The following is a 24,816-nucleotide window of genomic DNA, read 5'->3' as shown; positions in this document are numbered from 1 at the left end:
TGGGCCGCACCCGGTGTGGCACAGACCCCGAACGGCCCGCCGCCGGAGGCAGAGAAGAGGATCGTCGAAGTGGACAGCGCCCTACCGAAACTGTGTGGACGCGAACAGGAATCAGCGCAGCAGGTAGTGCGGCGGGCAGCCCGCCGTGCCGTGCTCGGCGGATTAGCCGTGACCAGCGCCTTCGCCCTCGCGGGCTGTGACTCCACGGTCGGCATCCCGCAGGATGACGCGCCGAGCGCGGTCGCCGCGGCCGGCACCCCGGCGGCCGCGGTGCCGACCACTGCGCCGGCGACGACCACCCCGGCGGTGGTCGCCCCCACCTCGGGCACGGTGCGCGAACTGCCGCAAGCCGTGCAGCGCTGGGCCGACGACCTGCCGACCAGCACCGTCGAGCAGCTGAAAGCCAAATGCTGGACGATCGCGCCGCGCAATGTCGCCGACATGTACGGCAACGAGCAGGCCGTTCTCGCCGCGCTCGCGCAGCCGGGCACCGCGACCCCGGACGGCATCACCTGGCAGAACCGGAGCACCACGGTCACCGTCGAACGCGCCGCACTGGACACCGAGTACGCCTGCCCGCGGGTGGCCACCGGCGGGCAGGAGATCGAGTACAACGACGCCGACGCCAGGCACACCGTGCGGCGCTACCTGGCCCGATTCGTCGGCAAGCCGCTGGATCCGGCCGACCAGGAAGGCACCTATCCGCTGGTGTGCAAGGCCACGCCCGCCGCCTGGGATCCCAGCGGCACCGGTAAGCCGGTCGCCGCACCGCTGGCGAACAACCCGGGCAAACTGACCGGGGCGACCAAGTTCGCGGATCAGGAGATCAGCTCCAAGGCGCTACGCGGGGACTACCTCGCCGTCGACGTACCCGTGACGAATTCGTCCGGTGTGACCCAGACACGTACCTTCACGGTGCTGGCGGGACCGCAGGGCTACTGCATCGGCGACGTTTCGTCGTAGCGCGCGCACCGCCGTGGTCACGCGTCGCGGGACCACGGCGGCCGCCGACCGGGCCGCTCGGCGCAGCCATTACCCTGGATGGCTGGCAACGCTTCAGGAGGAGCAGCTCGTGCAGATCACCAGCGTCGGACACGCCGGATTCCACATCCGCACCGCGGCCGGGTCGATCCTTTGCGATCCGTGGGTCAATCCGGCCTACTTCGGTTCGTGGTTCCCCTTCCCCGACAACACCCAGCTGGACTGGGACGAGCTGGGCAACTGCGATTTCCTCTACGTCTCGCATCTGCACCGCGACCACTTCGACGCGAAGAACCTGGCCGAGCACGTCAACAAGGACGCGACCGTACTGCTGCCGGACTACCCGGTGCCGGATCTGAAGCGCGAGTTGGAGAAGCTGGGCTTCACCAAGTTCTTCGAGACCGAGGATTCGGTCAAGCACACGGTCACCGGGCCGGGCGGTGCTATCGACATCATGATCATCGCGCTGCGCGCACCCGCCGACGGCCCGATCGGCGATTCCGGACTGGTCGTCTCCGACGGCGAGACCACCTGTTTCAACATGAACGACGCCCGCCCCGTGGACATGGACGTGCTGCACGACGCGTTCGGGCACATCGATATCCACCTGCTGCAGTACTCGGGCGCGATCTGGTACCCGATGGTCTACGACATCCCGAACCGCACCAAGGCGAATTTCGGCAAGCAGAAGCGTCAGCGCGGCATGGATCGCTGCCGCAGCTACATCGAGCAGGTCGGCGCGACCTGGGTGGTGCCGTCCGCCGGTCCGCCGGTGTTCCTCGACGACGAACTGCGCTACCTGAACGACGACCGTGGCGACGAAGGCAACATCTTTCCGGACCAGATGGTGTTCCTGGAGCAGATGCGCATCCACGGCAACGAGGGCGGGATCCTGATGATCCCCGGCTCGGTCGCCGACGTGCGCGGGCGCGAGCTCGAGCTCACCCATCCGTTCGAGCCGGGCCTGATCTACGACAACAAGGCCGAGTACATCGAGCTGATGGCGCAGCGCCTCGCGCCGGTGCTGGCGGCCGAAAAGGCTTCCTGGGCAACGAATAACGAGCCGCTGCTGGAGCCGCTGCGGGCGCTGTTCGAGCCGATCATGGCGCAGAGCGATCTGATCTGCGACGGCATCGGTTACCCCGTCGGGCTGGTGCTCGGCGACGAGACGGTGGTGCTGGACTTCCCCAAGCGGGTGGTGCGCGGGCCGATCGAGGGAGAAGGCAAGTACCGCTACGGTTTCCGGATCGCGCCGGACCTGGTGCGCACCGTGCTGCGGGACCGGGAACCGGACTGGGTGAACACGATCTTCCTGTCCACCCGCTTCCAGGCGTGGCGGATCGGCGGCTACAACGAATTCCTCTACACCTTCTTCAAATGCCTCACCGACGAGCGCATCGCCTACGCCGACGGCTGGTTCTCCGAGGCGCATGACGATTCCGCATCCACCGAGCTGGACGGCTGGGAAGTGCAACGGCGGTGCCCGCACCTGAAGGCCGATCTCTCGAAATTCGGTGTGGTGGAAGGCAATACCCTCACCTGCAATCTGCACGGCTGGCAGTGGGACCTGGAATCGGGACGGTGCAAGACGTCCAAGGGGCACGAATTGCGTTCGCGCAAGCTCTGACCGCCGGGCTGCCCGGAAAACTACTGCTTTCAGGGCCGACGTCCCCGGTCTAGCGTTGCGTCATGCACGACGACGACGTCTTCCGGTCCGCCCTCTGGCTGCCGCTGTTCGATGAACTCGCGGACCCGGTCGTGGTCGCGCGACTGGCTGCCGAGGCCGAGGAAGCCGGCTGGCACGGCGTGTTCGTGTGGGACCATCTGCGCTGGCAGGCACCGGTCCAGCAGGCGGCCGACCCGTGGATCACCCTGGCCGCGATCGCCACCGCCACCGAACGCCTGCGGTTCGGGCCGATGGTCACCCCGCTCGCCCGCCGCCGCCCGGCCAAGGTCGCCAAGGAGACCGCGACACTGGACCAGCTCGGCGGCGGTCGTCTCACGCTCGGCGTCGGCCTCGGCAGTAATCGGTTCGGCGACGAATTGCGCGCGACCGGCGAGGAACTCGACGATCGGCGGCGCGCGCAGATGCTCGACGAGTCGCTGGCGATTCTCGCCGCGGCCTGGTCGGGCGAGCCGGTGCGACACCATGGACCGCACTACACCGTCGATGACGTCTCGTTCCTGCCCAGGCCGGTGCAGCGGCCCGGTGTGCCGGTGTGGGCCGCGGGATTCCCGGGGAAGGTCGCGCCGCTGCGGCGCGCCGCCCGGCTCGACGGATTCTTCCCGGTCAACCTCGGACACCCGGATCAGGTCGCCGAGATCGTCGGCACGCTCACCGGTCTGCGTGCCGATCCGGCGACGCCGTACGACATCGCGGTCGCGCTCCCGGCCGGCACCGACTCGGCGCCCTATGCCGCGGCGGGCGCCACGTGGTGGCTGGCGGAATTCGAGCCGGACACAGTGACACTCGACCAGGTGCGGGGCGTACTGCGCGACGGGCCGGTGGATCCGGAAAGGGGTCGATGATGCCGGAGTTGTTCGACTACGACGCGGAATTGCGGCGGCACAACGAACACTTCCGTGCCGCCGCCCGCGTCGGCGCGGGCGAGCGCGTCCTCGATATCGGTTGCGGGACAGGACAGTCCACGCGGGAAGCCGCGCGTGCCGCCGACAGCGTGCTGGGTGTCGATCTCTCCGCGCCGATGCTCGAACAAGCCCGTCGGATCAGCGACGAGCAGGGCTGCACCAACGTCACCTACCAATTGGCCGACGCCCAGGTGCATCCCTTCCCTCCAGCGCATTTCGACGTGTGTATCAGCAGATTCGGCACGATGTTCTTTCCCGACCCGGTCGCCGCGTTCACCAATATCGGACGCGCCCTACGTCCCGGCGCGCGGATGGTGCTGCTCGTCTGGCAGCAGCGGGCGCGCAATGAATGGGCCACCGCGATCCGCGAATCCCTCACCAGCACACCGGCTCCGCCCGGCGGTCCGGACGCGTTCGCCCTCGGCGATCCGACCGTGACCGAAGGCATTCTGCAGGCCGCCGGATACACCGACCTCACCTTCACCGACGTGCACGAACCCGTCTACTACGGTCCCGACACCACCACCGCCTTGGACACTGTGCTCCGCCTGTGGGAAGTCAAAGACCTGCTCGCCGCCCTGGAACCCGACGCCGCCGAACAAGCCCGCGCCCGACTGACCGCCACCCTCGACGCCCACCACACCGAAACCGGCGTCTACTTCGACTCCCGTGCCTGGATCGTGCAGGCTCGCCGCAGTCGGTGAGCGCGCGAAGTCCTGTTGACCTGCCGCGCACATTTCGTCGTCCCGCGCGCGTGTCCGTCGGCTGACACGCGCGCGGGAAGACGAAATGTGCGCGGGAAGGTTAGACGTGGCCGCGGGTGCGGCTCGGGGCCAGCCGGAATCGGCCTGGCGTGGCAGCAAGCGGGCTCGTCCGCCTCTGCGGTATCGCCGAAGTCCGTCGGGGCGATCCTTACCCGGCGCGGAGTGCGGGGCGGGCGTAGGTGTCGTGGCGGGCGTAGGTGCGGTCGCCGCCGTTGCGGGCGATGGAACCGCGGACGAGGCGGGTGCGGACGCGGGCGCCGAGGTTTTCGCTGAAGCGGGTGGCGCCGGGCAGGAATCGGCGGGGCACCTCCAGCGCGCCGTTCACGACGGCGGTTGCCAGCACCGCGCTCTGGAAGAAGCGGCTGTCGGGGAGACCGAGGAAATCGGCGTTGCTGCGGCCCAGGATGATCCGGCTGTAGGCCACCATGTAGCTGGTCAGCACGGCACGGACCGCCCGGCGCGGCGCGGTGGTGTTGTCGATGAACAGACCGCCCGCCGCGGGAATCAGCGCCTGGGCCAGGCGCTGGGAATCGGCGTCGGGGATGAATTCGGTGTCGGCGAGAATCCAGAACGCGCGCCAGGTATCGGTCTCACAGGTCGGCAGGATTTCCTGATCGATACCGAGCAGGAACCCGACGTAGCGCCACAGCTGGAAGACCGCGTCCTTCTCCCTGGGCGAGAAACGCAGGCCGAGTGCCTGTGCGCCGACCAGATTCGCCATCGAGAACAGGCCGAGGGTGCCGACGGTGAGCACCTGGTTGACCGGGTGATCCCACGCGTCGTAGTCCCAGTCGGGCCTGCGGTTCATGCCCGCCCGCACCAGCGCGTGCATCAATCGGACCCGCAGCACGCTCTTGTAGCCGACGGCGTTGCGCGCCAGCCCGCCCGGCGTCGTCACGTCCAGCCACCACTGGGTGGTTTCGGCGAGCCGGCGCGGCGCCATCGCATCGAGATCGCCGGTGCCGACGAGGGTCTTGTCCGCGCGCGACGCGAGATAGCCGCCCATCAGCGCGAACATGCCCATCGCGATGCCACCCCAGACGCTGGTGCGCCCGACCACCCGGGCCCCGCGGTCGATCTTGTCCCGGTCCAGCCAGTACGGGTCCGCTTCCACCTGCGCAAAGAAGGCGGCCAGTTCCGCGGGCGCGTCCGGCACCGCGTCGATACCGCGTTCCACCGCGATCTCGAACATCCGGCGCCCTTCACCGACGGGCAGCCGTTTGAACATCGCGACCACGTCGTCCGCGAGCGAATCACCGGCCTGCGCGAAGCGACGGAACGAATCACGTTGGGCGGCGGTGCAGCTCAGATCGCCGGGCGCCAGCACCGGCACCGCGTATTTGAACGGGAACTCCGTGAACAACTGCGGAGTCGGCAGCTTCTGGTTGTCATGCGCCATTGCACTTCACTCGTCGGATCGAGGTTCGGCTCGGGGTCGAGCACATTCTGACAAGACCGTCCCACAAAATCGAATATCTGGCAAGGATGTATGCCAGAATGGTGCGGTGGCTACCACCTCGCGGTCTTACGGCGGCGTGCCGATCGAACAGCGGCGCGCGCGGCGTCGCGCGGCCCTGCTCGACGCCGCGCAGGACATCATCGGCACCTCGGGTTTCGCCAAACTGACCGTCTCCGGGCTGTGCACCCGGGCCAAGCTGTCCGAGCGGTACTACTACGAGAACTTCACCGACCTCGACACCGTGTTCAGCGAGCTGTTCGAGCGCATCGTCGACGAGATCGGCCAGGCTGTGGTCGCCGGGTTCGTCACCACCCCGGCCGATATCCGCGCCAAGACCCGGGCCGCCATCGGCGCCGCCGTCGACCTGATCGCCGACAACCCACGCAAGGCGCGCATCGTCACGGTCGAAGCCCAGCTGAACCCGGCGCTACTGCAGCGCCGCGCCGAGGTGATGCGTTCCTTCGCGGGCATCATGCTGGCGGTGTGCGCCGCCGAGGTCGGCGCGGAGATCGTCGAAAACGCCGGAGACCAAGCCGAATTCGCGGCCACCCACCTGCTCGGCGGCCTCTGGGAAACCACCAACAGCTGGCTGTCGGGCACGCTCCCCATCTCCCGCGCCGACCTCATCGACCGCTCCACCGACCAATTCCTGCTCACCGCAGAGCATTTGATCGGCGCACCGCTCACACAGTGAGGATTGCTCGCCCTGAACTGCTCTAACCGGTGGCGCGTTCCAGCAGGACGACCGGAATCTGTCTGCCAGAGGCGATCTCGAAATCGGCGAACTTCGGCACGAGCGCTGTCTGTTCGGCCCAGATCTGCGCGCGCTCATCCCCTTCGGCAAGCCGGGCAACGGCGGACACCGTTTCCGTGCCCGCTTCGACAGTGACCTGCGGAGCGGCCATGAGGTTGCGGTACCAGGCCGGGTGGTGCGGGCTGCCGCCGTGCGTGCCGAAGACGGCCCAGCTGTCGCCGACCGGCAGATAGAACAGCGGGCTGATCCGGGCACGTCCGGTCTTGGCGCCGGTGTGGTGGACCAGGATGAGCGGCATGCCGCGGTGGTCACCGAAGCCCGGGATGCGGGGCGGGACCGGGCGGCCCGCGGCGAATTCGGCCTCGCTACTCCACATGGCAAACCCGCCGCTCGCCCGGACCTCGGCGATTATTCGGGCGTTCCAGTCGTTGATATCGGGGGTGGACTGATCGGACATGACATCTCACTTCGCTATCCGGAGCACTTGCTCCGCTAAGCTAGCACGTACCGGAGCAGATGCTCCACATAAGGCGATATGCTGACCGGATGGCAGCACCGGACAGCGTCAGCCGACGCCGCGCACCCCGGGTGGACGCGATCCGTAACCGGGAGGCGATCGTCGAGACGGCTTCGGCGGTGCTGGCCGAACACGGCACGGCGGTGGACGTCCGCGAGATCGCCCGCCGCAGCGGGGTGGGCATGGGCACGCTCTACCGGCACTTCCCGAAAAAGGAAGACCTCGTGCACGCGGTACTGCGCCGGGACTTCACCACATGGGCGGAATCCGCTCGGCAAACGGCGATCGACGCCACGGACCCCTGGACCGCACTGACCGACTTCTATCAGCAGGCCCTCACCGGCTACGCCCGGCACCGCGCGATCGTGGAGAACTTCGCGCTCACGTGGACGGACCCCGACCTCGAGGGCATCGAGCAGCTTCGTCTCGTCATCGAGCAACTCCGCGCCCGGGCCACCGAGGTGCTGCGACCCGGCGTGACCACCGATGATCTGCTGCTCCTGCTGGTTTCGCTGGGACACGCCGTCCAGATCACCGGCGAAGACAACCCGGACAGGTGGCAGCGGCTGCTGCGCATCTCCCTCGACGGGCTGCGGGCCGAGCACCGGGAACCTCTCATTCAGTGAGTGCGGGCTTCGGCGGGAGCCAGGCGGGGGTGGCGAGGGCCATGGGCAGGAGGGTCGCACCCAGGAGGGCGACGGCTACCGGGAGGGAGCACACGGTGGTGGCCAGGGCGGCGAAGGCGAAGACCGCGAGGGCGACGACCTCACCGAGCAGACCGGAGACCGAGGTGACGGTGGCGCGTGCCGGCCCCTCGATGGCGTCCTGGAGCCGGGCCGCGGCGACGATGCCCGCGTTGTACACGAGGCCGTAGGACAGGCCGATGGCCGTGAACCCAAGGCCGGCAAGTAGATACACGGCACCCGGATGCTGCTCGGCCAGGCCGGTGACCAGGGCACCACCGACGAACAAGAATCCCCCGGCGCCGACTGCGTAAGCCATCGTGCGCGCCGACATCCCTTCGGTGCGCCCGGCCAGCAGCGAGCCGACCAACGAGCCGACGACCGTGAGACCCACCAGCAACGGCACCACCGCCGTGGTGACGCCGACCGCCTCGGCCAGCAACGCGAAATACTCGTCGAACGCCGTCACGCCGAACAGCAGCGCCCCGAGGAACACGCCGTTGCGCACCGCCCGCACCCGAACGGACTCCCCCACACCGGTTTTCAGCATGTCGAGGTAACGCGCGAACGGGCTCGTGGCGTGGTCCACCGATCTGGGTGGGCACGAAACCTCCTCGCCCGCCTCGTCTTCCAGTTCCTCGATGTCCGCGGCGGAGACGGATTTGGGGGCGCTGGGGAGAGCGAAGGCGAGCAGGGTGTGCAGGGCGGCGAAACCTACGCTGGACCAACCGATCAGGGCATAACCACCCCAGAGATAGAGCGGGGTGGCGGCGACGATGCCGATGACGATGGCGGTTTCCGACGCGGCACGGGTGTAGCCGAGCAGGCGCGGATAAGCCGACTGCGCGCCGCGCACGACCAGGTCGTCGTACAGCAGCGCTTCGAAGGTGCCGGACGCCAAAGCGCCTGCCGCGCCCCACAATACGAATCCCGAGGCGAAGCCGAAGTAGGTCGGGACCAGGGTCCAGAGAGCGAAGCCGGCGGTCAGCAGGACACCGCTGAGGACGAGCAGCGCCCGGCGCGAGACGGTATCGGCCCACGCGCCCGAGGGCACCTCGAGCAGGAACGCGGTGACCGACCAGATCGCGAACAGCGACGAGATCTGCCCCGTGCTCAGCCCGTGCTCGGCGAACAGCAGGGCGTACACCGCATAGAACGGAATCAGCTCACCGATGCCCTTGAAGAGCACCACGCGAACCGCGAGGGAACGAACTGTTCCGGTGCTACCCGTCAGCCGGGCCAGCACCGTCCGGACAGATCAACAGCCATAGACGAGCAAACGCATGCCCCCAGCATGGGCATCCGCTCGAGCCGGGTCAACCGGATTATCCACACTCCGACGCGGCGTAGACCCGGCGCCTGCTACGGATCTGGGCGGCCTCGCGTCGGTTCAGCCGTGGCCGACCTCCAGCGGCAACCCGACCGCTGCTCAGCCGAGCGGCAACCATCCGTTGGCGGCGTGCATGGAATCCCCGTTGCCGAGTTCGCGATCATGCGTACCGGGACCGACCCGCCCCTGGTTCTCGTTGAGGTCGCTGATCAGTTCGGCGACCGGATGCGAGTCGCTGTAGTGGTAGCCCTGGGCGAGCGCGAAGCCGAGTTCGGTGAGCACCGCGGCCTGGTACTCGGTTTCCACGCCTTCGGCGATGACCTGCAGATCGAGGGCGCTGCTCAGCGCGGCGATCACGCCGAGCAGCGGCGGCGCGGGCGAGTCGGAGCGGATCGCGGCGACGAAGGACTGGTCGACCTTGAGGATGTCGCTGGGCAGCGTGGCGAGCCGGCTGAGCGAGGAATAGCCGGTGCCGAAATCGTCGATGGCGATGCGCACGCCCCGCTCGCGCAGGGTGTGCAGGTTCGCGATGGCGGTCTGCGATTCGGCGGCGAGTTCGCTCTCGGTCACCTCGAGCACGAGCTGGTGGGCGGGCCAGCCGGTACCCGCGAGGATGCCGGCGACCCGGTCGGCGTAGCCGGCTTCGGCCAGTTCGAGCCCGCTCACGTTGACGTTCAGCGTGAGGTCGAGTTGCGCGAAGGTGTCCTGCAACCGGGCGGCATCGGCGCACGCGCGGCGCAACACCAGCTCGTCCAGATCGGAGATGAGGTCGTATTCCTCGGCGACGCGGATCAGGCCCTCGGTGGTGACGTCGGGTTGCGCGCTCGACGACCAGCGCAGCAAGGCCTCGACGCCGACCGCTTTGCCGCCGCCCTCGGTGAGGCTGACGATCGGCTGGTAGTGCACGTCGAGGGCGCCGCGGTCGATCGCCTCGCGCAATTCCACCGCGAGCGGCAGTTGCCGCGACGATTCGAGCACGGTCCGGTTGCGGCCCGCCTGCTTGGCCCGGTACAGGCCGACATCCGCGCGACTGACCAGCAGCGAGCCGGATTCGCCCGGCTGCCAGGAGGTCACGCCCGCCGAGCACCCGGTGGTCACCGCGGCGCGCAGCTGCTCGGTGAGCAGGATGGCCGCCTGCTCGGTGGTGTTCGGCAACAGCAACGCGAACGCGTCGCCGCCGTAGCGGGCCAGACGCTGTTCCGGCGCAAGCAGTTTCGACCACGTGTCGGCGACGCGCTGCAGCACGGCGTCGCCCGCGCGATGGCCGAGGTGATCGTTGATCTTCTGAAACCGGTCCAGGTCGACGAGCACGAGGGCCAGGCCCTGACCGGTGCGCGAGGCCTGCTCGATCGCGGAGTTGAGCGCCCGATCGAAACCGCGGCGGTTCAAAAGTCCGGTGAGCACGTCGATATCGGCTTCCGACGCCATCCGGGTGAGGATCCCGACGACGATGCCGACACCGAGCGTCACGCCCGCCGGGATGAGCCCGGACCACCACGGCAGGCCCGGCTCGACGGGGCGCGCCGGCAGCACCCACAGACATAGGACCAGCGCGAAGGCGATGTGCGAGGCGGCATACGACCACGCGAAGAACAGCGCGGCGTCGCAGGCGATGAAGACGTAGAACGCGGCGAGACTGATGGCGCCGACGGTGTTCGGGAAGGCATAGACCGCGATCGTCACCAGCACGGTCGCGATCGCGACGTACATGTGATGGATCGAGTGCGGCAGCCGCGGGCCCCAGGCGAGCAGGGTGAGTCCGAGCGCCAGCGCGATCGCCGCAGCCGTGCCCACCAACGGCCGATTACCCTCGTCGCCCGGGGCGATCGCAGTAATCAGCAGACCCAGCACACCACCCATGACGTAGAACGCCCCGGTGGTCCGAGCCATGACCATAGCTGTCGCCAGCGCCGATGCCGCCCGCACCCGGGTTCGGGTATCGCCGCGCGCCCCGATTCCTCGCACGGGGAACAGCCTAGACACAACGAATCCCGACGGTTGCCACATCCCGTGAATCCGGCATGGCGAACAGGTAGCTATTCACGGAGACGAAACATATTCGGACCGTGCACGGGGTTCCAGACCGGACCCGGCCGGTCCGGTCAAACCCGGTGTGCGCAGCGAACGTTGGGCGTCGTCACCGCGGCGGGGTCAGCACCTCGGTGCCGACGAACGGGATCAGCGCGGCGGGCACCCGCACCGAACCGTCGGCCTGCTGATGGTTCTCCAGGATCGCCACGATCCAGCGTGTCGTCGCCAGCGTGCCGTTCAAAGTGGCTGCGATCTGCGGCTTTCCGTTCTCGTCGCGGTAGCGCACGGCGAGGCGGCGGGCCTGGAAGGTGGTGCAGTTCGAGGTCGAGGTGAGTTCCCGGTAGGTCTGCTGGGTCGGCACCCAGGCCTCACAGTCGAACTTCCGCGCGGCCGAGCTGCCGAGATCGCCTGCGGCGACGTCGATGACCCGGTAAGGCACCTCGACAGCGGCGAGCATGTCCTGCTCCCAGGCGAGCAACCGCTTGTGCTCGGCATCGGCCTGCTCGGGCGTGGTGAAGACGAACATCTCGATTTTGTCGAACTGATGCACCCGGATGATGCCGCGGGTGTCCTTGCCGTAGCTCCCCGCCTCCCGCCGGAAACAGGTCGACCAACCCGCGTACCGCTTCGGCCCGCCGCTCAGATCGAGGATCTCGTCCGAGTGGTAGCCGGCCAGCGGTACCTCCGAGGTGCCGACCAGGTACAGGTCGTCCTCTTCGAGGTGATAGACCTCGGCCGAGTGCTGACCGAGGAACCCGGTGCCCGCCATGATCTCGGGCCGCACCAGCACCGGCGGGATCATCATGGTGAAGCCGTTGGCGACCGCGCGCTGGGCCGCCAGCTGCAACAGGCCGAGCTGGAGCAGCGCGCCGTAACCGGTCATGAAGTAGAACCGCGCGCCCGACACCTTCGCGCCGCGTTCCATGTCGAAGAGCCCGAGCGAATCGCCGAGCTCCACATGGTCCTTCGGCTCGAAGTCGAATTCCCGTGGCGTGCCGATGGTTTCCAGGACGACGTAGTCGTCCTCGCCGCCGGCCGGCGCGCCCTCCTGCACGACGTTCGAGATCGCGCGCTGAGCGGCGTCCAGGTCGGCGTCGGCCGCGTTCTGCGCGACCTCGGCGTCCTTGACCTGCTGCGACATCTCCTGCGCCTGCGCGAGCAGGGCGGGCCGTTCCTCTTTACTCGCCTTGCCGATCACCTTGCCCATCGCCTTGTGCTCGGCACGCAGGTTGTCGGCGATGGCGACGGCGGCACGGCGCGCCGCGTCGGCCTCGAGCAGGGCATCGACGAGGGCGGGGTCTTCGCCGCGGGCGCGCTGCGAGGCACGGACCGCGTCGGGGTTGTCCCGCAGGAATCGGAGGTCGATCATGGGCATTGAGCCTAATGGTCTGGGGATTGTTGTTTCACGCCGATATCCCAGGATGTAAGCCACCGGCCGAATCGCCCGGGCATAGTTGCCGGATGGGCACAACTTTCGACGAAGCCGCGATCGATGAGGCGTTGACCGAGCTGACCGCGGGCGAGAAGGCCTGGGCCCAGACCTCGCTGCGCCGGCGCCGCGAACTGCTCGACGACATCAACACCAGAACCGGCCGCTTCGCCGACGACTGGGTGCGTGCCGCACGGACCATCAAAGGCTTGGCCGAGGATTCGCCGCTGGTCGGCGAGGAGTGGATGTCCGGTCCGCTCACCCTGCTGCAGGCCACCGCCGCCCTGTCCGCGACGCTGGCCGCGCTGGAAGAAGGGCGTAGCCCGCTCGACGGCGTCGCGGTGCGGACCGCGCCCGGCGATCGCGTCGCGGTGCCGATCCTGCCGCACAGCGCCTACGACCGGTTGCTGCTCAACGGTTTCGAGGGCGAGGTGTGGCTGCGTCCCGGCGTCGACGCCGACACCGCGCGCCGGCGTGCCGGACTCGCCCAACTCGACCCGAGCGCGACCGCGGGCATCGGGGTGGTGCTCGGCGCGGGCAACATCACCTCGATTCCGCCACTGGACGCGCTGTACGAGCTGTACGCACACAACCGCGTCGTCCTGTTGAAGCTGAACCCGATCACCGACCCGCTGTTCACGGTGTTCGAGATGATCTTCGCGCCGCTGTGCGAGCTGGGGGTGCTGCGCATCGTCACCGGCGGCGCCGAGACCGGCCGCTACCTGGTGCACCACGGCGATGTCGCGCACGTGCACATGACCGGCAGCGCGCACACGCACGACGCGATCGTGTGGGGGCCCGGGCCGGAGGGACTGGAACGGAAGAAGGACCGCAGGCCGCTGCTGGACAAGCCGATCACCAGCGAACTCGGCGGAGTATCACCGACCATCGTGGTGCCCGGCGCATGGTCCGACGCGGACCTGCGCTACCAGGCCGAGCACGTGGCCACCCAGCGGCTGCACAACGGCGGCTACAACTGCGTCGCCGCGCAGGCGCTCGTGCTGAGCAAGGACTGGCACCTCAAGGACAAGTTCCTGGCCGAACTGCGCACGGCGCTCGCGCAGGCGCCGCAGCGCACCCCGTACTACCCCGGCAGCGACACCCGGGTGGCCGACGCGCTGACCGCCTATCCCGCGGCCGCGCAGGTCGAGGGCGGGCGGGTGCTGGTCGAACAGGTACCGCTCACCGACACCCCGCTGCTGCGCACGGAATACTTCTCGCCGGTGCTCGGCGTGGTCGAGCTGCCGTACGCGGGCACCGAGTTCCTCTCGCGCGCGGTCGAATTCGCGAACACCGAACTCACCGGCACGCTCGGCGCCAACGTGCTCGCGCACCCCGCGACGATCCGCGACCTCGGCGCGGGCTTCGACCGCGCGCTCGAGCAGCTGCGCTACGGCGCGATCGCGGTGAACGCGTGGACCGGGCTCGCCTTCCTGGCGCCGCGCGCCTCGTGGGGCGCGTTCCCCGGGCACACGCTCGACGACGTACAGAGCGGGATCGGCGTGGTGCACAACGCGTTCCTGCTCGACGACGTGGAACGCACGGTGGTGCGCGGGCCGTTCCGCCCCGCGCCGCGCTCGGTGCTGCACGGCGAACTGGCGCTCTCGCCGAAGCCGCCGTGGTTCGTCGGCAATACGACCGCGGCGGCGACCGGGCGCAAGCTGACCGAGTTCTACGCCACCGGCAACCCGGCCCGGATCCCCGGCATCTTCTGGTCCGCGCTGCGCGGGTGAGCGTGTGCGCTGCGGGGCCGAGCCGGTCCGTGCAGCGCGGCGGAGGTGGTCCGGGCAGCGGGGGTTCAGCGCGGAAAGGTCTGATCGGACCAGGTCGTGGCACCGCGGGCCGGAGACTGCCATGATGGATCGCGATGTCCCCTTCCGATCATGTGCCCCAGTCCGACCCGTCGAGTCGGTTCCCCACGCGCGGCAAGCCGTCCCGCACCGCCGGGGTGCGGCGCGTGTTCGACTCGGTGCGTGGCGTGTTCACCGGCGAGACCGCGCTGCCCGCGCCCACCCTGCGCTGGGGCCTGCTGCTGGTCGCCGCGGGTGCGGTCGTCGCGGCGCTGGTGACGCTGTTCGTCACCGGCTTCGACAACAAGGGGCTCGAGGCGCACACGCCGGGCTCGCCGGCCGAGCCGGTGGTCGACAAGGAGTTCGGCACCGCGGTCAAGGGTGATTGCCTGAGCTGGTCCAAGCCGGACCACTCCGATCTGGTCAAGGTGCGCTGCGACGCGAAGCACATGTTCGAGGTCGCGGCCGATGTCGACATGAGCAAGTACCCGGGCAAGGAATTCGCGACCGGCGCCCGCTTCCCCGACTCGCTGCGGCTCACCGAACTGAAGGAAGAGCACTGCGTGCCCGCGGTGCAGGAGTATCTGGGCGGGCGGTTCGATCCGCGCGGGCGCTACATCGTCGGGCTGATGTACCCGAGCCCGGACGGCTGGCAGCACGGGGACCGCACGCTGCGCTGCGGCTTGCAGTACGCGGCGAGCGCGGGCACTCCGGCCTCGACCGGCAGCGCCACCCAGCACGATCAGTCGAAGGTCTACGGACCCGGCGTCTGCCTGGGCATCAACCAGAGCCTGCCCACCGATCCGGTGGACTGCTCGCAGGTGCACGCGGTCGAGGTGGTCTCCACCATCGACCTCGGCCAGCGCTTCCAGGGCGGTCCGCCCGCCAAGGAGGAACAGGACCGGTTCGTCGAGGACGAGTGCGCGCGCACGTCCTCGGACTATCTCGGCGGACCCGACGTGATCCGCAACAAGACCCTCACGCTGTTCTTCGACTATCTGGACGCCCGCAGCTGGCTGGCCGGCAGTCGCAAGCTGGACTGCATGGTCGGCAAGGGGGCCGACCGGGAAGGGTTCGCGCCGATCACCGGTTCGGCCAAGGGCGACATCCTGATCAACGGCCAGGCGCCGGAACCGCCGCCGAACACCGGCCGGTCCACGCCGACGCCGCTGCCCGGCGCCGCGCCGCTGCCGCCGCAACCGCAGCCGCGGTAGTCCACGACGATGTCGGTCTCCATGTCCGAGGACCGGTTCGAGGAATTGGTCGGCGACGCGCTCGATCGGATCCCGCCGGAGCTGGCTCGCGCCATCGATAATGTGGTTGTGCTGATCGAACCTCGCAATTCGGAGGATCCACATCTGCTCGGTTTGTATCAAGGCATCGCGCTGACCGAACGAGACAGCCATTACGGCGGCTCGTTACCCGACACGGTGACCATCTATCGCGACTCCATCCTGGCGATCTGTGCGGATGAGAACGAGGTGGTCGAGGAGGTGGCGATCACGGTGATCCATGAGATAGCGCACTATTTCGGCATTGACGAAGACCGCCTGCATGAGCTGGGATGGGGCTAGTCTTTACCCCAGCTGTATGAGTGCGGTTGCAGTTGGGGTGAGCAGGGAAGAAACTTTAGGGGATTCGATGGAACCGATTGCCTGGCTGTCGCGTCCTATCACTCGAAGGGGGAATTCTCGTGGTTCCGCCCCATAGCCGCCACTAGAAGGAGTCGAGTCATGGTTGGCCACGTACTAGTCGCACCCGAAGTCGTCCTCGCCGCCGCCGCCGAGCTGGATCTGCTCGCCGACCGGTTGGCCGCCGCCGCCGCGCTCACCGCGCCCGCGACGCACGTCATCCCCTCCGGAATGGACGAGGTCTCGCTGCACGCCGCGAACCACCTCAACAAGGGCGCAGTCACGCACGACCAGGCCGTCGCCCAGGGCATCCTCGAGCTGCACCACGCGGCCGCGACGCTGCGTTCCCAGCTCGTCACGCATATCGGTGAGGACGTCGTCCGGGCCGGCACGATCGGTGCCGTCAGCGCCACTATCGCCTAAGCCTGCGGGCACAGCACAAAGAACAAGCAAGGGGAGAAACGCATGACCGCAGGAATCACCGGGGTGTTCTGGCTGCCCCGTATGGCAGAAGGAAACTCGATCGCGCTCAACGCGGGCGCGCATGCCGTGCCGATCTCGGCCGCCGCCACCGCGTGGGGTGGCCTGACCGCCGCCTGGATCGACGCCACCGCGACCGTCGCCCGCGTGATGGCCGAGCTCGGTGTCGGCATGCAGGGCCTCAACGGCATCTCGGCGCTGTCCAAGCTGACCGGCTTCGTCGGCTGGGCCGAACAGCAGGGCGTCATGGCGGCCACCATGAGCTCGAAGGCGGCCTCGAACGCGATCGCCTACACCGTCGCGTCGATCGCCATGCCGAGCATCCCGGAGATCGCGGCCGTCGACGCGGCCCGCGTCGCCGCCTACTCGACCGGCGGCGTGCTCAACGGCACCGCCGAGGCGGCCGAAGCCGCGAAGGCCGCGCTGGACCTGCGCGCCGCGCTGACCATGGAAACCTACGAGGCGGCCACCACCGCGATGGTCGTGACGCCGGGTGAGTTCATCAACCCACCCGCGATCGCGCACGGCGCAGGCCAGGCGAACGCGGGCGGCGCCGAACAGGCCGCGCAGAGCACCACCAACGCCGACCCGGTGCAGACCGCGATCTCCGCGGCCGGCGCACTGGTCAACAACCCGGCCGTGGTGAGCGCCGCGACGCAGGTGGCGAACGTCGCGGGTTCGGTGGCGACCACCGGTGTGTCCACCGTGGGCACCATCGGTTCGCAGGCGGTCTCGGCCGTCACCAGCGCGGTCGCCGCGCCCGGAATCACCGCCGCGGCACCGGCTTCGATGGTCGGCGGGGCAGGCCTGGCGGCTGCCGCCGCGTCGTCCGCGACCCGGTCCGCGTCCCTCGGCGGCAGCACGGTGTCGTTCGGCAACGGTTCGCTGAAGCTCCCCGAAGGCTGGGGCGCGGGCAGCGCGGCAGGCGGCGCACCCGCCACGGCCGCCGTCGTCGAGAACACCGCGGTGGCGCAGCCCACCGGCGCGCCGGTGCGCAACAACAACGGCGCCCACGGCAGCCCGCTGCTGGGCAACCAGGTGCGCGACGAGGACGACGAGTCCGAGCACAAGGGCCAGGACTACCTGCGCTCGACCGAGCACTTCAACGACGGCCGCTACGCCGCGGACGGAGTGATCGGCGCCGAACCCGCCGGAACGGCGGCTAAGTGACCGTACTGGGTGCGGGCCGCGGCCCGTCACTGCTGAAGTCGGTTGTGCTGTCGCTCGACGAGATGCAGTTCCTCCTGGAGAAACTGGAGATCGACGAGGTGCCCGTCGTGCTGGACGCGCGCGGGCAATACGACAACGTGGCCGACCACGACGCAGCGATGGCCGTGGCCGCTCAGTCGCTCACCGATCGGGAACTGCTGATCGGTGATGCGGTGCATCACGAACTCGAAGACCGGCTGCAGGCGCTGTACCGACCGCACTGGGTGGTCGCGCTACGGCTGCACGTGGACGGCGCGATGAGTCGCATGTGTCTCGCGAAGGGCGACGATGTGGTCACCGTCGCCCTGCGCGGGCCGCAGTCCTATGTGATCGACGAGGTCGAAGACGACCTGCCCGGCCCGGTGATCGCGGCACTCGGCCCGGCCGAACCGCTCGACCTGACCGGCATGAACGCGCCGACCGAACAGCTCGTCCCGATCTTCGACGACACCGGCGATGCGGCCGCCACCGCCAACCGGCTCGCGAAAGTCGGCACCCCGCCGCGCGATGCGCAGACCCTCGCCTCCGCGATGGTGCAGATCCATTCGCACGCCGAAATCGTCGGCGTCGTCTACGGCGACGGCACCCGCGACGTCACCGACAACCACATCGCCGTATTCAACACCCGCTCCGGGCGTTTCCTCGCCACAGCCAGCAAATCCGACGACGGCGTGAAATGGACGTCGCTGAGCCCGGGCACCCCGGGCCGGTTACGAACGGCGTTGCAGGACTTGATCAGTGGGCTGCCGGAGCGAGAAGAGTTCCCGGCCAAGCCGCAGCAGGGGTGAGGCGGGGGGTTGTCGCTTGCCGCGCAGCTGACGGTTGTGACTCTGGGCGGGTTCCACAGATAGTCCATACAGTTCACCGGGCATACAGCCCCTGTGCACGGTGTGCACGCCCTGTGGGTCCTGCACCTGTCTGTCGATTGGGTGCGACTAGCAGCGGGCCGTGCGCGGTGTGCGCCCCGCCGCGCCCTACATGCCGTGCTGCGCACGGACCGTCGCGGGGCGGGTTCCACAGACAGTCCACACTGTTCACAGGGCATACAACCGCTGTGAATAGTGTGCACGCTCTGTGGGTCCTGCACCTATCTGTCGCTTGGGTGCGGCTAGCAGCGGGGCGTGCACGTTTGCGCCCCCGCCGCGCCCTAAGTGCCGTGCTGCGCACGGACCGTCACGGGGTGGGTTCCACAGACAGTCCACACTGTTCACAGGGCATACAACCCCTGTGAACGGTGTGCACGCTCTGTGGGTCCGCACCTATCTGTCGCTTGGGTGCGGCTGGCAGCGGGCTGTGCACGGTGCGGGTCCGCTGCGCCCTGAATGCCACGCTGCGCACGAACCCGTCGCGGGCGACAAAGTTGCGCAGCGGCGAGTTCGTGCGTCGGTGCGTGCCGAACGCTTCGGGGCGGTCCGGCGAGTGGCCGCGCGACGCGCGCGTTTTAGTTCGCTGCTCGCGGAATGGTCAGCGATTTTGCGCGCGGGACGCGAAACGGTGCGCGGGACGCGAAACGGTGCGCGGGAGGGGAATTCGGGGGCGGGGTCAGCCCATCGGGTCGTCGGGGGTGGGTGAGACGTCGTAGCCGAAGGGTGGGGTGAAGCGGCCCCAGCGGATGCAACTCCAACCGCCGTCGGGGAGCGGGACCAGTTCGATGGTTTCGGTGTTGTCGAGATGGTTGTTGGTGGTGAACGGCGGGCGGACGTCGGCCAGGTAGCGGGAGACCAGGCGCATGGCGGCACCGTGGTTCACCAGCAGGACATCGCCCTCGCCGGAGCCGGACAGGTAGCGCTCGCGCAGGTCTTCGAGCACGGGGAAGAACCTGGCCAGGATGTCGTTGCCGGATTCCCCGCCGGGGATGCGTTCATCCAGGTCGCCCTCGTGCCAGGCGCGGTAGATGCGCTGGAAGAACAGGTGCGCTTCCTCGCTGTGCAAGCCCTCCAGGTCACCGGCCTGCACCTCCTGCAGGTTGTCCAGGACGGTGGCGGGCACCCCGGTCGCGGCCTCGATGTAGCCCGCGGTCTGCCGGGCACGCAGCGCGGCCGAGCAGAACAGCACGCGCGGCGGCGTCAGCAGGGTCTCGCCGAACGTCTTCGCCTGTGCCGCACCGCGTTCGGTGAGCGGCAGGCCGGGCACCTTGGTGTCGAGCAACTTCGCCACGTTGCCCTCGGTCTCGCCGTGCCGGACCAGCACCAACTTGGCCGGGCCGATCGTGCGGCCGGAATCCGGTGCGGTACTCACAGATCCGCCACCCCCTTTCGCAGCTGGGTCAGCCACGCCGCCGCGGGCTCGTCGGACGGCGGCGGCGTGCCGGTCGCCGAGGTCGCGGGCCAGGAACCGAGGAACCGGATCCGGGCCGTGCGATGCAAAGCCTTGAGGGCCTCGGCGACCGCGATGTCATCGATATGCCCGACACAGTCGAGATAGAAGCGGTAGGTGCCCATCCCGGTCCGCGTCGGCCGGGATTCGATCCTGGTCAAATCGATACCGCGCGTGGCGAATTCGGCGAAGGCGCGCATCAGCGAACCGGGTTCGTTCGGCAGTTCGAGCACGATCGAGGTCCGGTCGGCACCGGTGGCCGGCGGTGCCACCCGAGGCGGCGTCACCAGCACGAAGCGGGTGATCGCCTGCTCGACATCGGCGACACCGGTGGCCAGCGCGATCAAACCGAGCCGTTGCCCGGCCAGCGCGGTGGACACGGCGGCATCGGCCTTACCCGCCGCGACGTCCTCGGCGGCCGCGGCGTTGGATGCCGAGGTGTAGGGCTGCGCCTGCGGCAACTCGCGGGCGACCCATTCGCGGACCTGCGCGGCAGCCACCGGATAGGCGGCCAGCGTGCGCACCTCGGCGAGGGTGGCGCCGGGGCGGCCCAGGATCGTGAAGGTCACCTCCAGCTCGGTTTCCGCGACGATCTGTAACCGCGGACCGATCGCCAGGGAATCGAGGGTCGCGGAGATCGAACCCTCCACGGAACTCTCGATCGGCACCACCGCGCCGTCGACGTCTCCGCTCCGGATCAGCTCCAGCGCGGCACCCTGACTGGGCGCGGCGACACGCTCGACAGCCCCTTCGAAGGCTCCCGAGATCTCGAGGTCGGCGAGGGCCATCTCGGTGAAGGTTCCGGAGGGCCCGAAGTACGCGATACGCGGCACGGTTACGACCTTACTTGCGTCCGCGGCCGACCCTCCCGAGATTCACCGCGTCCCCACCCTCCGGTCACCCCCGGTTCAGGAGGTGGCGAGGGGTGTCAGGGCTGCGGTGAGGGTGTCCGGGTCGTCGGTTTCGATGGCGAGCAGCACGGAGCGGAGTGCTTCTACCGCAGGGGGTTTCAGGCCGGTCAGGAAAGGGAGATCGGGGTGGGCGAGCGCGGCCGGGATGTCCTCACCGCAGAGCGCGGCGGCGGTGGCGGCGATGATGGCCAGGGCGCGGTCGCCGGAGCCGGTGCGGGCGACGAAACCGGAATCGGTGTGCACGATGCCCGCCAGGAATTCGGCGATCTCGGCGTCGGGCGCGTCCGCGTCGAGCACGGGCGCCGGCACCTCGGCCCGCGGGGTGCGGACCAGACCTTCGACCAGGCTGCGCCGTGCGGGCACGGTCAGTGCCACGAGTACCGGTTCGCTCGCTGATTCCGATCCGTGCGCCACCGACCCACCGTAACAACCGGGTTCGCGTCCGGGTTCGCGGGTGAATTCTCAGGATCAGGGTGGCGGGAACGCTTGCGGATGTCCCGCACGTCACTTAGCTTAGGGTAACCTAATTGAGCGCCGAGCGAGGCGAGCAGAGCCCGACCACGGAGGTTTGTATGCCGCGTCCGACACCGACCGTCGCGCCGTCCACGGCCGAGCGGGTGCGCAGTGCCTGCGCGCATGCCGAACACGCCGTGCTGGCCATGCCCGGCATCGATCCGACGCCGATCTCGGTCCATCACGTGCGCGAATGCGGCGACGCCGTGATCGCGGTGCCGACCACGTCGGTGGCCGCGGTGCTGGCCGGGAATTCGCCGGACGCGGGCGCCCCCGCGGTGCTGGAGCTCACCGATCACGCGCCGCTGCCGCTGCGCGAGCCGGTGCGCGCGCTGGTGTGGTTGCGCGGCTGGGTGCGTGCGGTGCCGACGCAGGCGCAGCGCGCGCTGGCCACCGAGGTCGCCAAGGAGAACCCTGATCCGGGTCTGCTCGATGTCGGCCACACCGCGACGCTGCTGCGCCTGGTGATCAACTCCGCGGTGGTCGCCGACTCGACCGGCGCCGAGTCGGTCAGCGTCGACGAACTGCGGCTGGCCCAGCCGGATCCGTTCTGCACCTTGGAATCCGCGTGGTTGCAGCACATGGACGCCGACCATGCCGATGTGGTCGCGCAGCTGGCCAGGCACCTGCCGCCGCGCCTGCAGCACGGCATCGTGCACCCGCTCGCGATCGACCGCTACGGCCTCACCCTGCGCGTCGAAGGACGCGACGGCGACCACGACTTCCGGCTCCCCTTCACCTCCCCCGCCGACGACATCGAGGCGCTCAGCCGCGCGGTCCGCACCCTCGCAGGCTGCCCCTTCCTCAACGGCCTGCGCCGCATCTGAGCATCTGAACCACCTGGCGCCGCACGCCAGGCACTGCACCCGGGGGCGGTGGGCTCGTCGCGTTTCGGCAGCGGCCAGGGCCGCTTCGACCGCATCAGGTGTAGCGCTGTCGAGCGCCGCGTAGTCCGCGGCGGTGCGTGGCGCGACGCGGGCCGGGGCGGGCAATAGATTCGAGGGATGCGTGGTGCGGTTGGTGACGAGTCGGCGGAGCTGACCGGGCGGGAGCGGCTCGGGATCAAGCTCGAGATCGCGGTCGTGCTCGTGGTCACCTTCGGGTTGAGCGGGCTCAATGCGGCGTTGTCGCTGGTGGAGAGCGCGCTCGCGCCGGGCGGCGTGGGTGGGCGCACGGTCGCGTTGAATCCGTCGCGCTCGGCTCAGTCGATCATCGACCTGCTGTTCCAGCTGCTGAGCGTGGCGCGGCTGCTGGGGTGGGCGGCGCTCGGCCTGTATCTGTTGTGGCGCAGCGGAATCGGGCCGCGACTGATCGGGCTGGCGGCACGCGTGCGGTGGCGCGCCGATGTGCTGCCGGGACTGGTGCTGGCCGCCGTGATCGGCCTGCCGGGCCTGGGCCTGTATCTGACCGCGCACGCACTGGGGCTGAGCGTGACGATCGTGCCCGCCTCGATCGGCGACCACTGGTGGCGGTTGCCCGCGTTGATCCTGTCCGCGTGCGCGAATTCGCTGGCCGAAGAGATCATCGTGGTCGCGTTCCTGATCACCCGGTTGCGCAGGCTCGGCTGGTCGGAGAATTCGGCGCTGTTCGCCTCGGCGCTGCTGCGCGGCAGCTACCACCTGTACCAGGGCCTCGGCGGCGGCATCGGAAACGTGGTGATGGGCTTGGTGTTCGGCCGCTACTGGCAGCGCACGAACAAACTGTGGCCGCTCGTGCTCGCGCACGCCACCATCGACGCGGTCGCCTACCTCGGCTACACCGCCCTGCGCGGCCACGTCTCCTGGTTGCCGTAGCCCGCGAGACCGGCTGTGCGGCAACGGAACAGCAGAAAACGCTGCTCAGCTCGACCCGTCCCGCAGTTCGCCGTTGAGCCGGGCGGCCTGGCGGGTGAGGTGCACGCGTTCGGGGAGGGACGTGGCGGCGAGGGCGGCTTCGCGGTAGAGCCGGGCGGCGGTTTCCGGGTCGCCGTCGCGTTCGCGCAGGTAGGCCTCGACGGCGGAGTACCTGGGGAGGGCGGGGTCGAGGTCGGCCAGGGCGGCCAGGCCGGCGCGTGGGCCGTCGGCCGCACCGACCGCGACGGCCCGGTTGAGGCGCGCGACCGGACTGTCGGTGAGCGCGACCAATTCGTCGTACCACTCGACGATCTGCACCCAGTCGGTCTCCTCGGCGGTCCGGGCGTCGGCGTGCAGCGCGGCGATGGCGGCTTGGGCCTGGAACTCGCCGAGCCGATCGCGGGCCAGTGCGGTCTGGAGGATGTCGACGCCTTCGGCGATCAGACGGGTATCCCACCGGGTGCGGTCCTGTTCGGCGAGCGGCACGAGACTGCCGTCGGCGCTGGTCCGGGCGGGGCGACGCGCGTGATGCAGCAGCATGAGCGCGAGCAGACCGGCGACCTCCTCGTGCGCGGTCACGGCCGCCAGCTGGCGGGTGAGCCGGATCGCCTCGGCCGCGAGATCGACGTCGCCGGAGTAGCCCTCGTTGAACACCAGGTAGAGCACGCGCAGCACGGTCGCGACATCCCCGGCCCGGTTCAGCCGGACGCTCGACACGGTCCGTTTGGCCCGGCTGATCCGTTGCGCCATGGTCGCTTCCGGCACGAGGTAGGCCTCCGCGATCTGGCGCGTGGTGAGGCCGCCGACCGCGCGCAAGGTGAGCGCGACGGCCGAAGCCGGTGTCAGAGACGGATGCGCGCACAGGAAATACAGCTGCAGCGTGTCGTCCGCGGTCTCGGCCGGGCCGGGCGGGGGCTCGACCTCGACGAGTTCCTCCCGTCTGCGCCGCGACGTCTCGGCGCGGGCGGCATCGAGGAATTTGCGCCAGGCCACCGCGACCAACCAGCCCTTGGGATCCCGCGGCGGCTCGTCCGGCCAGGCGCGCAGCGTTTCGATCAGCGCCTCCTGCACGGCATCCTCGGCCGCCGCGAAGTCTGCGCCGCGGCGGACGAGGATCCCGAGGACAGCAGGCGTGAGCGTACGCAGCAACGCCTCGTCCACCGCCGTCACTCCGTGATGGTCGCCGGCACACCGTAGAACGGCCGCACCTCCAGCCATTCGCAGATCGGCTCGCCGCCGGGGCCGGGCGCCGCGGACAGCTCGCGCGCCAGTTCCACCGCGCGGTCCCACGAGTCGACATCGATGATCAACCAGCCGGCGATCAGGTCCTTGGTCTCGGCGAACGGCCCGTCGGTCACCGGCGGCCGCCCCTCTCCGTCGTACCGCACGAACGTGCCCTCGGGGGACAGCGCCTGGGTGTCGACGAACTCGCCCGTCTGCTCCAACCGGGCCGCGAAATCACGCATGAACCCGAGGTGCGCGTCGACCTCCGCCGGGGTCCACTGGTCCATCGGCGGGTAATCCACGGCCCGGTCCGGGCCGCCGCGGTAGTGCTTGAGCAGCAAGTACTTCGCCATCTTGATCTCCTCGATGTGGT

General features: G+C 69.3%; 24 protein-coding genes. 14 read left to right on the top strand and 10 right to left on the bottom strand.

The genetic code is table 11. From position 1 onward, the window contains the following. Window positions 1-168 precede the first annotated feature (168 nt). From NVU01S_RS11615 to NVU01S_RS11600, 4 genes are all read left to right on the top strand, one after another. Entirely contained in the window at window positions 169-963 is a 795-nt protein-coding gene (locus NVU01S_RS11615) for a hypothetical protein (RefSeq protein WP_244467487.1), read from the top strand. 109 nt (window positions 964-1,072) lie between these two features. Beyond that, on the top strand, window positions 1,073-2,608 hold the full coding sequence (locus tag NVU01S_RS11610; RefSeq protein ID WP_043679458.1) for a Rieske 2Fe-2S domain-containing protein: 1,536 nt from the start codon (window positions 1,073-1,075) through the stop codon (window positions 2,606-2,608). Between the two features lie 62 nt (window positions 2,609-2,670). Beyond that, on the top strand, window positions 2,671-3,510 hold the full coding sequence (locus NVU01S_RS11605; RefSeq protein ID WP_043679413.1) for an LLM class flavin-dependent oxidoreductase: 840 nt from the start codon (window positions 2,671-2,673) through the stop codon (window positions 3,508-3,510). After that, a complete protein-coding gene (locus tag NVU01S_RS11600; RefSeq protein ID WP_043679410.1) occupies window positions 3,507-4,274 on the top strand; it encodes a class I SAM-dependent methyltransferase in 768 nt (255 codons plus the stop codon). Before NVU01S_RS11605 ends, NVU01S_RS11600 begins: the two co-directional genes overlap by 4 nt. A 208-nt stretch (window positions 4,275-4,482) precedes the next feature. Here the strand turns inward: NVU01S_RS11600 and NVU01S_RS11595 are convergent, their stop codons facing one another. Continuing rightward, window positions 4,483-5,733 carry an oxygenase MpaB family protein gene (locus tag NVU01S_RS11595; protein ID WP_043679407.1) on the bottom strand — a complete coding sequence of 417 codons (1,251 nt, stop codon included), beginning with the start codon at window positions 5,731-5,733 and terminating at the stop codon, window positions 4,483-4,485. A gap of 106 nt (window positions 5,734-5,839) precedes the next feature. Here NVU01S_RS11595 and NVU01S_RS11590 point away from each other — a divergent pair, with 106 nt between their 5' ends. After that, window positions 5,840-6,487, top strand: a complete 648-nt coding sequence (locus tag NVU01S_RS11590; RefSeq protein WP_043679404.1) for a TetR/AcrR family transcriptional regulator — start codon at window positions 5,840-5,842, stop codon at window positions 6,485-6,487. Between the two features lie 22 nt (window positions 6,488-6,509). Here NVU01S_RS11590 and NVU01S_RS11585 read toward each other — a convergent pair whose 3' ends face one another. Beyond that, window positions 6,510-7,004: a nitroreductase family deazaflavin-dependent oxidoreductase gene (locus NVU01S_RS11585; protein WP_043679401.1), complete on the bottom strand. Its 495-nt coding sequence runs from the start codon at window positions 7,002-7,004 to the stop codon at window positions 6,510-6,512. An 89-nt stretch (window positions 7,005-7,093) separates the two neighbouring features. Here NVU01S_RS11585 and NVU01S_RS11580 point away from each other — a divergent pair, with 89 nt between their 5' ends. Continuing rightward, entirely contained in the window at window positions 7,094-7,690 is a 597-nt protein-coding gene (locus NVU01S_RS11580) for a TetR/AcrR family transcriptional regulator (RefSeq protein WP_043679398.1), read from the top strand. Here NVU01S_RS11580 and NVU01S_RS11575 read toward each other — a convergent pair. The 3 genes from NVU01S_RS11575 to serS form a co-directional block, all read right to left on the bottom strand. Next, entirely contained in the window at window positions 7,680-8,939 is a 1,260-nt protein-coding gene (locus NVU01S_RS11575) for an MFS transporter (RefSeq protein ID WP_043679395.1), read from the bottom strand. The genes NVU01S_RS11580 and NVU01S_RS11575 overlap by 11 nt on opposite strands. A 237-nt stretch (window positions 8,940-9,176) precedes the next feature. Continuing rightward, window positions 9,177-10,967 (bottom strand): putative bifunctional diguanylate cyclase/phosphodiesterase, encoded by a 1,791-nt coding sequence (locus NVU01S_RS11570; protein ID WP_244467486.1) that lies wholly within the window; start codon window positions 10,965-10,967, stop codon window positions 9,177-9,179. Between the two features lie 247 nt (window positions 10,968-11,214). Further along, window positions 11,215-12,477: a serine--tRNA ligase gene (gene serS / locus NVU01S_RS11565; RefSeq protein WP_043679455.1), complete on the bottom strand. Its 1,263-nt coding sequence runs from the start codon at window positions 12,475-12,477 to the stop codon at window positions 11,215-11,217. A 92-nt stretch (window positions 12,478-12,569) separates the two neighbouring features. Between serS and NVU01S_RS11560 the strand changes: the two genes are divergently transcribed. The 6 genes from NVU01S_RS11560 to NVU01S_RS11535 all read left to right on the top strand — a co-directional run bounded on the left by NVU01S_RS11560 (window position 12,570) and on the right by NVU01S_RS11535 (window position 18,435). Continuing rightward, complete coding sequence (locus tag NVU01S_RS11560; RefSeq protein ID WP_043679389.1) at window positions 12,570-14,270, top strand: aldehyde dehydrogenase family protein; 1,701 nt, start codon at window positions 12,570-12,572, stop codon at window positions 14,268-14,270. 134 nt (window positions 14,271-14,404) lie between these two features. Further along, a complete protein-coding gene (locus tag NVU01S_RS11555) occupies window positions 14,405-15,541 on the top strand; it encodes a septum formation family protein (RefSeq protein ID WP_082032379.1) in 1,137 nt (378 codons plus the stop codon). 9 nt (window positions 15,542-15,550) lie between these two features. Continuing rightward, on the top strand, window positions 15,551-15,901 hold the full coding sequence (locus NVU01S_RS11550) for a metallopeptidase family protein (protein WP_029898780.1): 351 nt from the start codon (window positions 15,551-15,553) through the stop codon (window positions 15,899-15,901). A gap of 159 nt (window positions 15,902-16,060) precedes the next feature. Next, window positions 16,061-16,381, top strand: coding sequence for a PE domain-containing protein (locus NVU01S_RS11545; protein WP_043679386.1), 321 nt, complete (start codon window positions 16,061-16,063; stop codon window positions 16,379-16,381). Window positions 16,382-16,423: 42 nt separating this feature from the next. After that, window positions 16,424-17,608, top strand: coding sequence for a PPE domain-containing protein (locus tag NVU01S_RS11540; RefSeq protein WP_043679382.1), 1,185 nt, complete (start codon window positions 16,424-16,426; stop codon window positions 17,606-17,608). Beyond that, window positions 17,605-18,435 (top strand): ESX secretion-associated protein EspG, encoded by an 831-nt coding sequence (locus NVU01S_RS11535; RefSeq protein WP_052281231.1) that lies wholly within the window; start codon window positions 17,605-17,607, stop codon window positions 18,433-18,435. Before NVU01S_RS11540 ends, NVU01S_RS11535 begins: the two co-directional genes overlap by 4 nt. A 754-nt stretch (window positions 18,436-19,189) precedes the next feature. On the opposite strand, the gene NVU01S_RS11530 is transcribed toward NVU01S_RS11535, so the two are convergent. From NVU01S_RS11530 to NVU01S_RS11520, 3 genes are all read right to left on the bottom strand, one after another. Beyond that, window positions 19,190-19,885, bottom strand: coding sequence for a histidine phosphatase family protein (locus NVU01S_RS11530; protein ID WP_082032198.1), 696 nt, complete (start codon window positions 19,883-19,885; stop codon window positions 19,190-19,192). Continuing rightward, complete coding sequence (pheA, locus tag NVU01S_RS11525) at window positions 19,882-20,796, bottom strand: prephenate dehydratase (RefSeq protein ID WP_029898736.1); 915 nt, start codon at window positions 20,794-20,796, stop codon at window positions 19,882-19,884. The genes NVU01S_RS11530 and pheA overlap by 4 nt, the downstream gene beginning before the upstream one ends. A gap of 75 nt (window positions 20,797-20,871) precedes the next feature. Then, window positions 20,872-21,288 (bottom strand): hypothetical protein, encoded by a 417-nt coding sequence (locus tag NVU01S_RS11520; protein WP_043675616.1) that lies wholly within the window; start codon window positions 21,286-21,288, stop codon window positions 20,872-20,874. A 158-nt stretch (window positions 21,289-21,446) separates the two neighbouring features. On the opposite strand from NVU01S_RS11520, the gene NVU01S_RS11515 reads away from it, so the two are divergent. Both NVU01S_RS11515 and NVU01S_RS11510 read left to right on the top strand, forming a co-directional pair. Beyond that, window positions 21,447-22,214: a DUF2470 domain-containing protein gene (locus NVU01S_RS11515; protein WP_014980918.1), complete on the top strand. Its 768-nt coding sequence runs from the start codon at window positions 21,447-21,449 to the stop codon at window positions 22,212-22,214. 177 nt (window positions 22,215-22,391) lie between these two features. Beyond that, a complete protein-coding gene (locus tag NVU01S_RS11510) occupies window positions 22,392-23,180 on the top strand; it encodes a CPBP family intramembrane glutamic endopeptidase (protein WP_043675613.1) in 789 nt (262 codons plus the stop codon). 45 nt (window positions 23,181-23,225) lie between these two features. On the opposite strand, the gene NVU01S_RS11505 is transcribed toward NVU01S_RS11510, so the two are convergent. Together NVU01S_RS11505 and NVU01S_RS11500 are read right to left on the bottom strand one after the other, a co-directional pair. Continuing rightward, window positions 23,226-24,380 (bottom strand): RNA polymerase sigma factor, encoded by a 1,155-nt coding sequence (locus NVU01S_RS11505; RefSeq protein WP_043675653.1) that lies wholly within the window; start codon window positions 24,378-24,380, stop codon window positions 23,226-23,228. 5 nt (window positions 24,381-24,385) lie between these two features. Continuing rightward, window positions 24,386-24,796 carry a YciI family protein gene (locus NVU01S_RS11500; RefSeq protein WP_043675610.1) on the bottom strand — a complete coding sequence of 137 codons (411 nt, stop codon included), beginning with the start codon at window positions 24,794-24,796 and terminating at the stop codon, window positions 24,386-24,388. Window positions 24,797-24,816 lie beyond the last annotated feature (20 nt).

The sequence above is a fragment of the Nocardia vulneris genome (genome assembly GCF_001613425.1).
Classification (GTDB): Bacteria; Actinomycetota; Actinomycetes; order Mycobacteriales; family Mycobacteriaceae; genus Nocardia; species Nocardia vulneris.
Note: the sequence above shows the minus strand (reverse complement) of the source record. Positions and strands in the feature narration are given on the sequence as shown.

Bases quoted from the DNA above. Each gene is read 5' to 3' on its own strand.
- NVU01S_RS11605 (WP_043679413.1), top strand. From the start codon at position 2,671: ATGCACGACGACGACGTCTTCCGGTCCGCCCTCTGGCTGCCGCTGTTC.
- NVU01S_RS11600 (WP_043679410.1), top strand. From the start codon at position 3,507: ATGATGCCGGAGTTGTTCGACTACGACGCGGAATTGCGGCGGCACAAC.
- NVU01S_RS11595 (WP_043679407.1), bottom strand. From the start codon at position 5,733: ATGGCGCATGACAACCAGAAGCTGCCGACTCCGCAGTTGTTCACGGAG.
- NVU01S_RS11585 (WP_043679401.1), bottom strand. From the start codon at position 7,004: ATGTCCGATCAGTCCACCCCCGATATCAACGACTGGAACGCCCGAATA.
- NVU01S_RS11580 (WP_043679398.1), top strand. From the start codon at position 7,094: ATGGCAGCACCGGACAGCGTCAGCCGACGCCGCGCACCCCGGGTGGAC.
- NVU01S_RS11570 (WP_244467486.1), bottom strand. From the start codon at position 10,967: ATGGCTCGGACCACCGGGGCGTTCTACGTCATGGGTGGTGTGCTGGGT.
- serS (WP_043679455.1), bottom strand. From the start codon at position 12,477: ATGATCGACCTCCGATTCCTGCGGGACAACCCCGACGCGGTCCGTGCC.
- NVU01S_RS11560 (WP_043679389.1), top strand. From the start codon at position 12,570: ATGGGCACAACTTTCGACGAAGCCGCGATCGATGAGGCGTTGACCGAG.
- NVU01S_RS11555 (WP_082032379.1), top strand. From the start codon at position 14,405: ATGTCCCCTTCCGATCATGTGCCCCAGTCCGACCCGTCGAGTCGGTTC.
- NVU01S_RS11550 (WP_029898780.1), top strand. From the start codon at position 15,551: ATGTCGGTCTCCATGTCCGAGGACCGGTTCGAGGAATTGGTCGGCGAC.
- NVU01S_RS11545 (WP_043679386.1), top strand. From the start codon at position 16,061: ATGGTTGGCCACGTACTAGTCGCACCCGAAGTCGTCCTCGCCGCCGCC.
- NVU01S_RS11540 (WP_043679382.1), top strand. From the start codon at position 16,424: ATGACCGCAGGAATCACCGGGGTGTTCTGGCTGCCCCGTATGGCAGAA.
- NVU01S_RS11515 (WP_014980918.1), top strand. From the start codon at position 21,447: ATGCCGCGTCCGACACCGACCGTCGCGCCGTCCACGGCCGAGCGGGTG.
- NVU01S_RS11510 (WP_043675613.1), top strand. From the start codon at position 22,392: ATGCGTGGTGCGGTTGGTGACGAGTCGGCGGAGCTGACCGGGCGGGAG.
- NVU01S_RS11500 (WP_043675610.1), bottom strand. From the start codon at position 24,796: ATGGCGAAGTACTTGCTGCTCAAGCACTACCGCGGCGGCCCGGACCGG.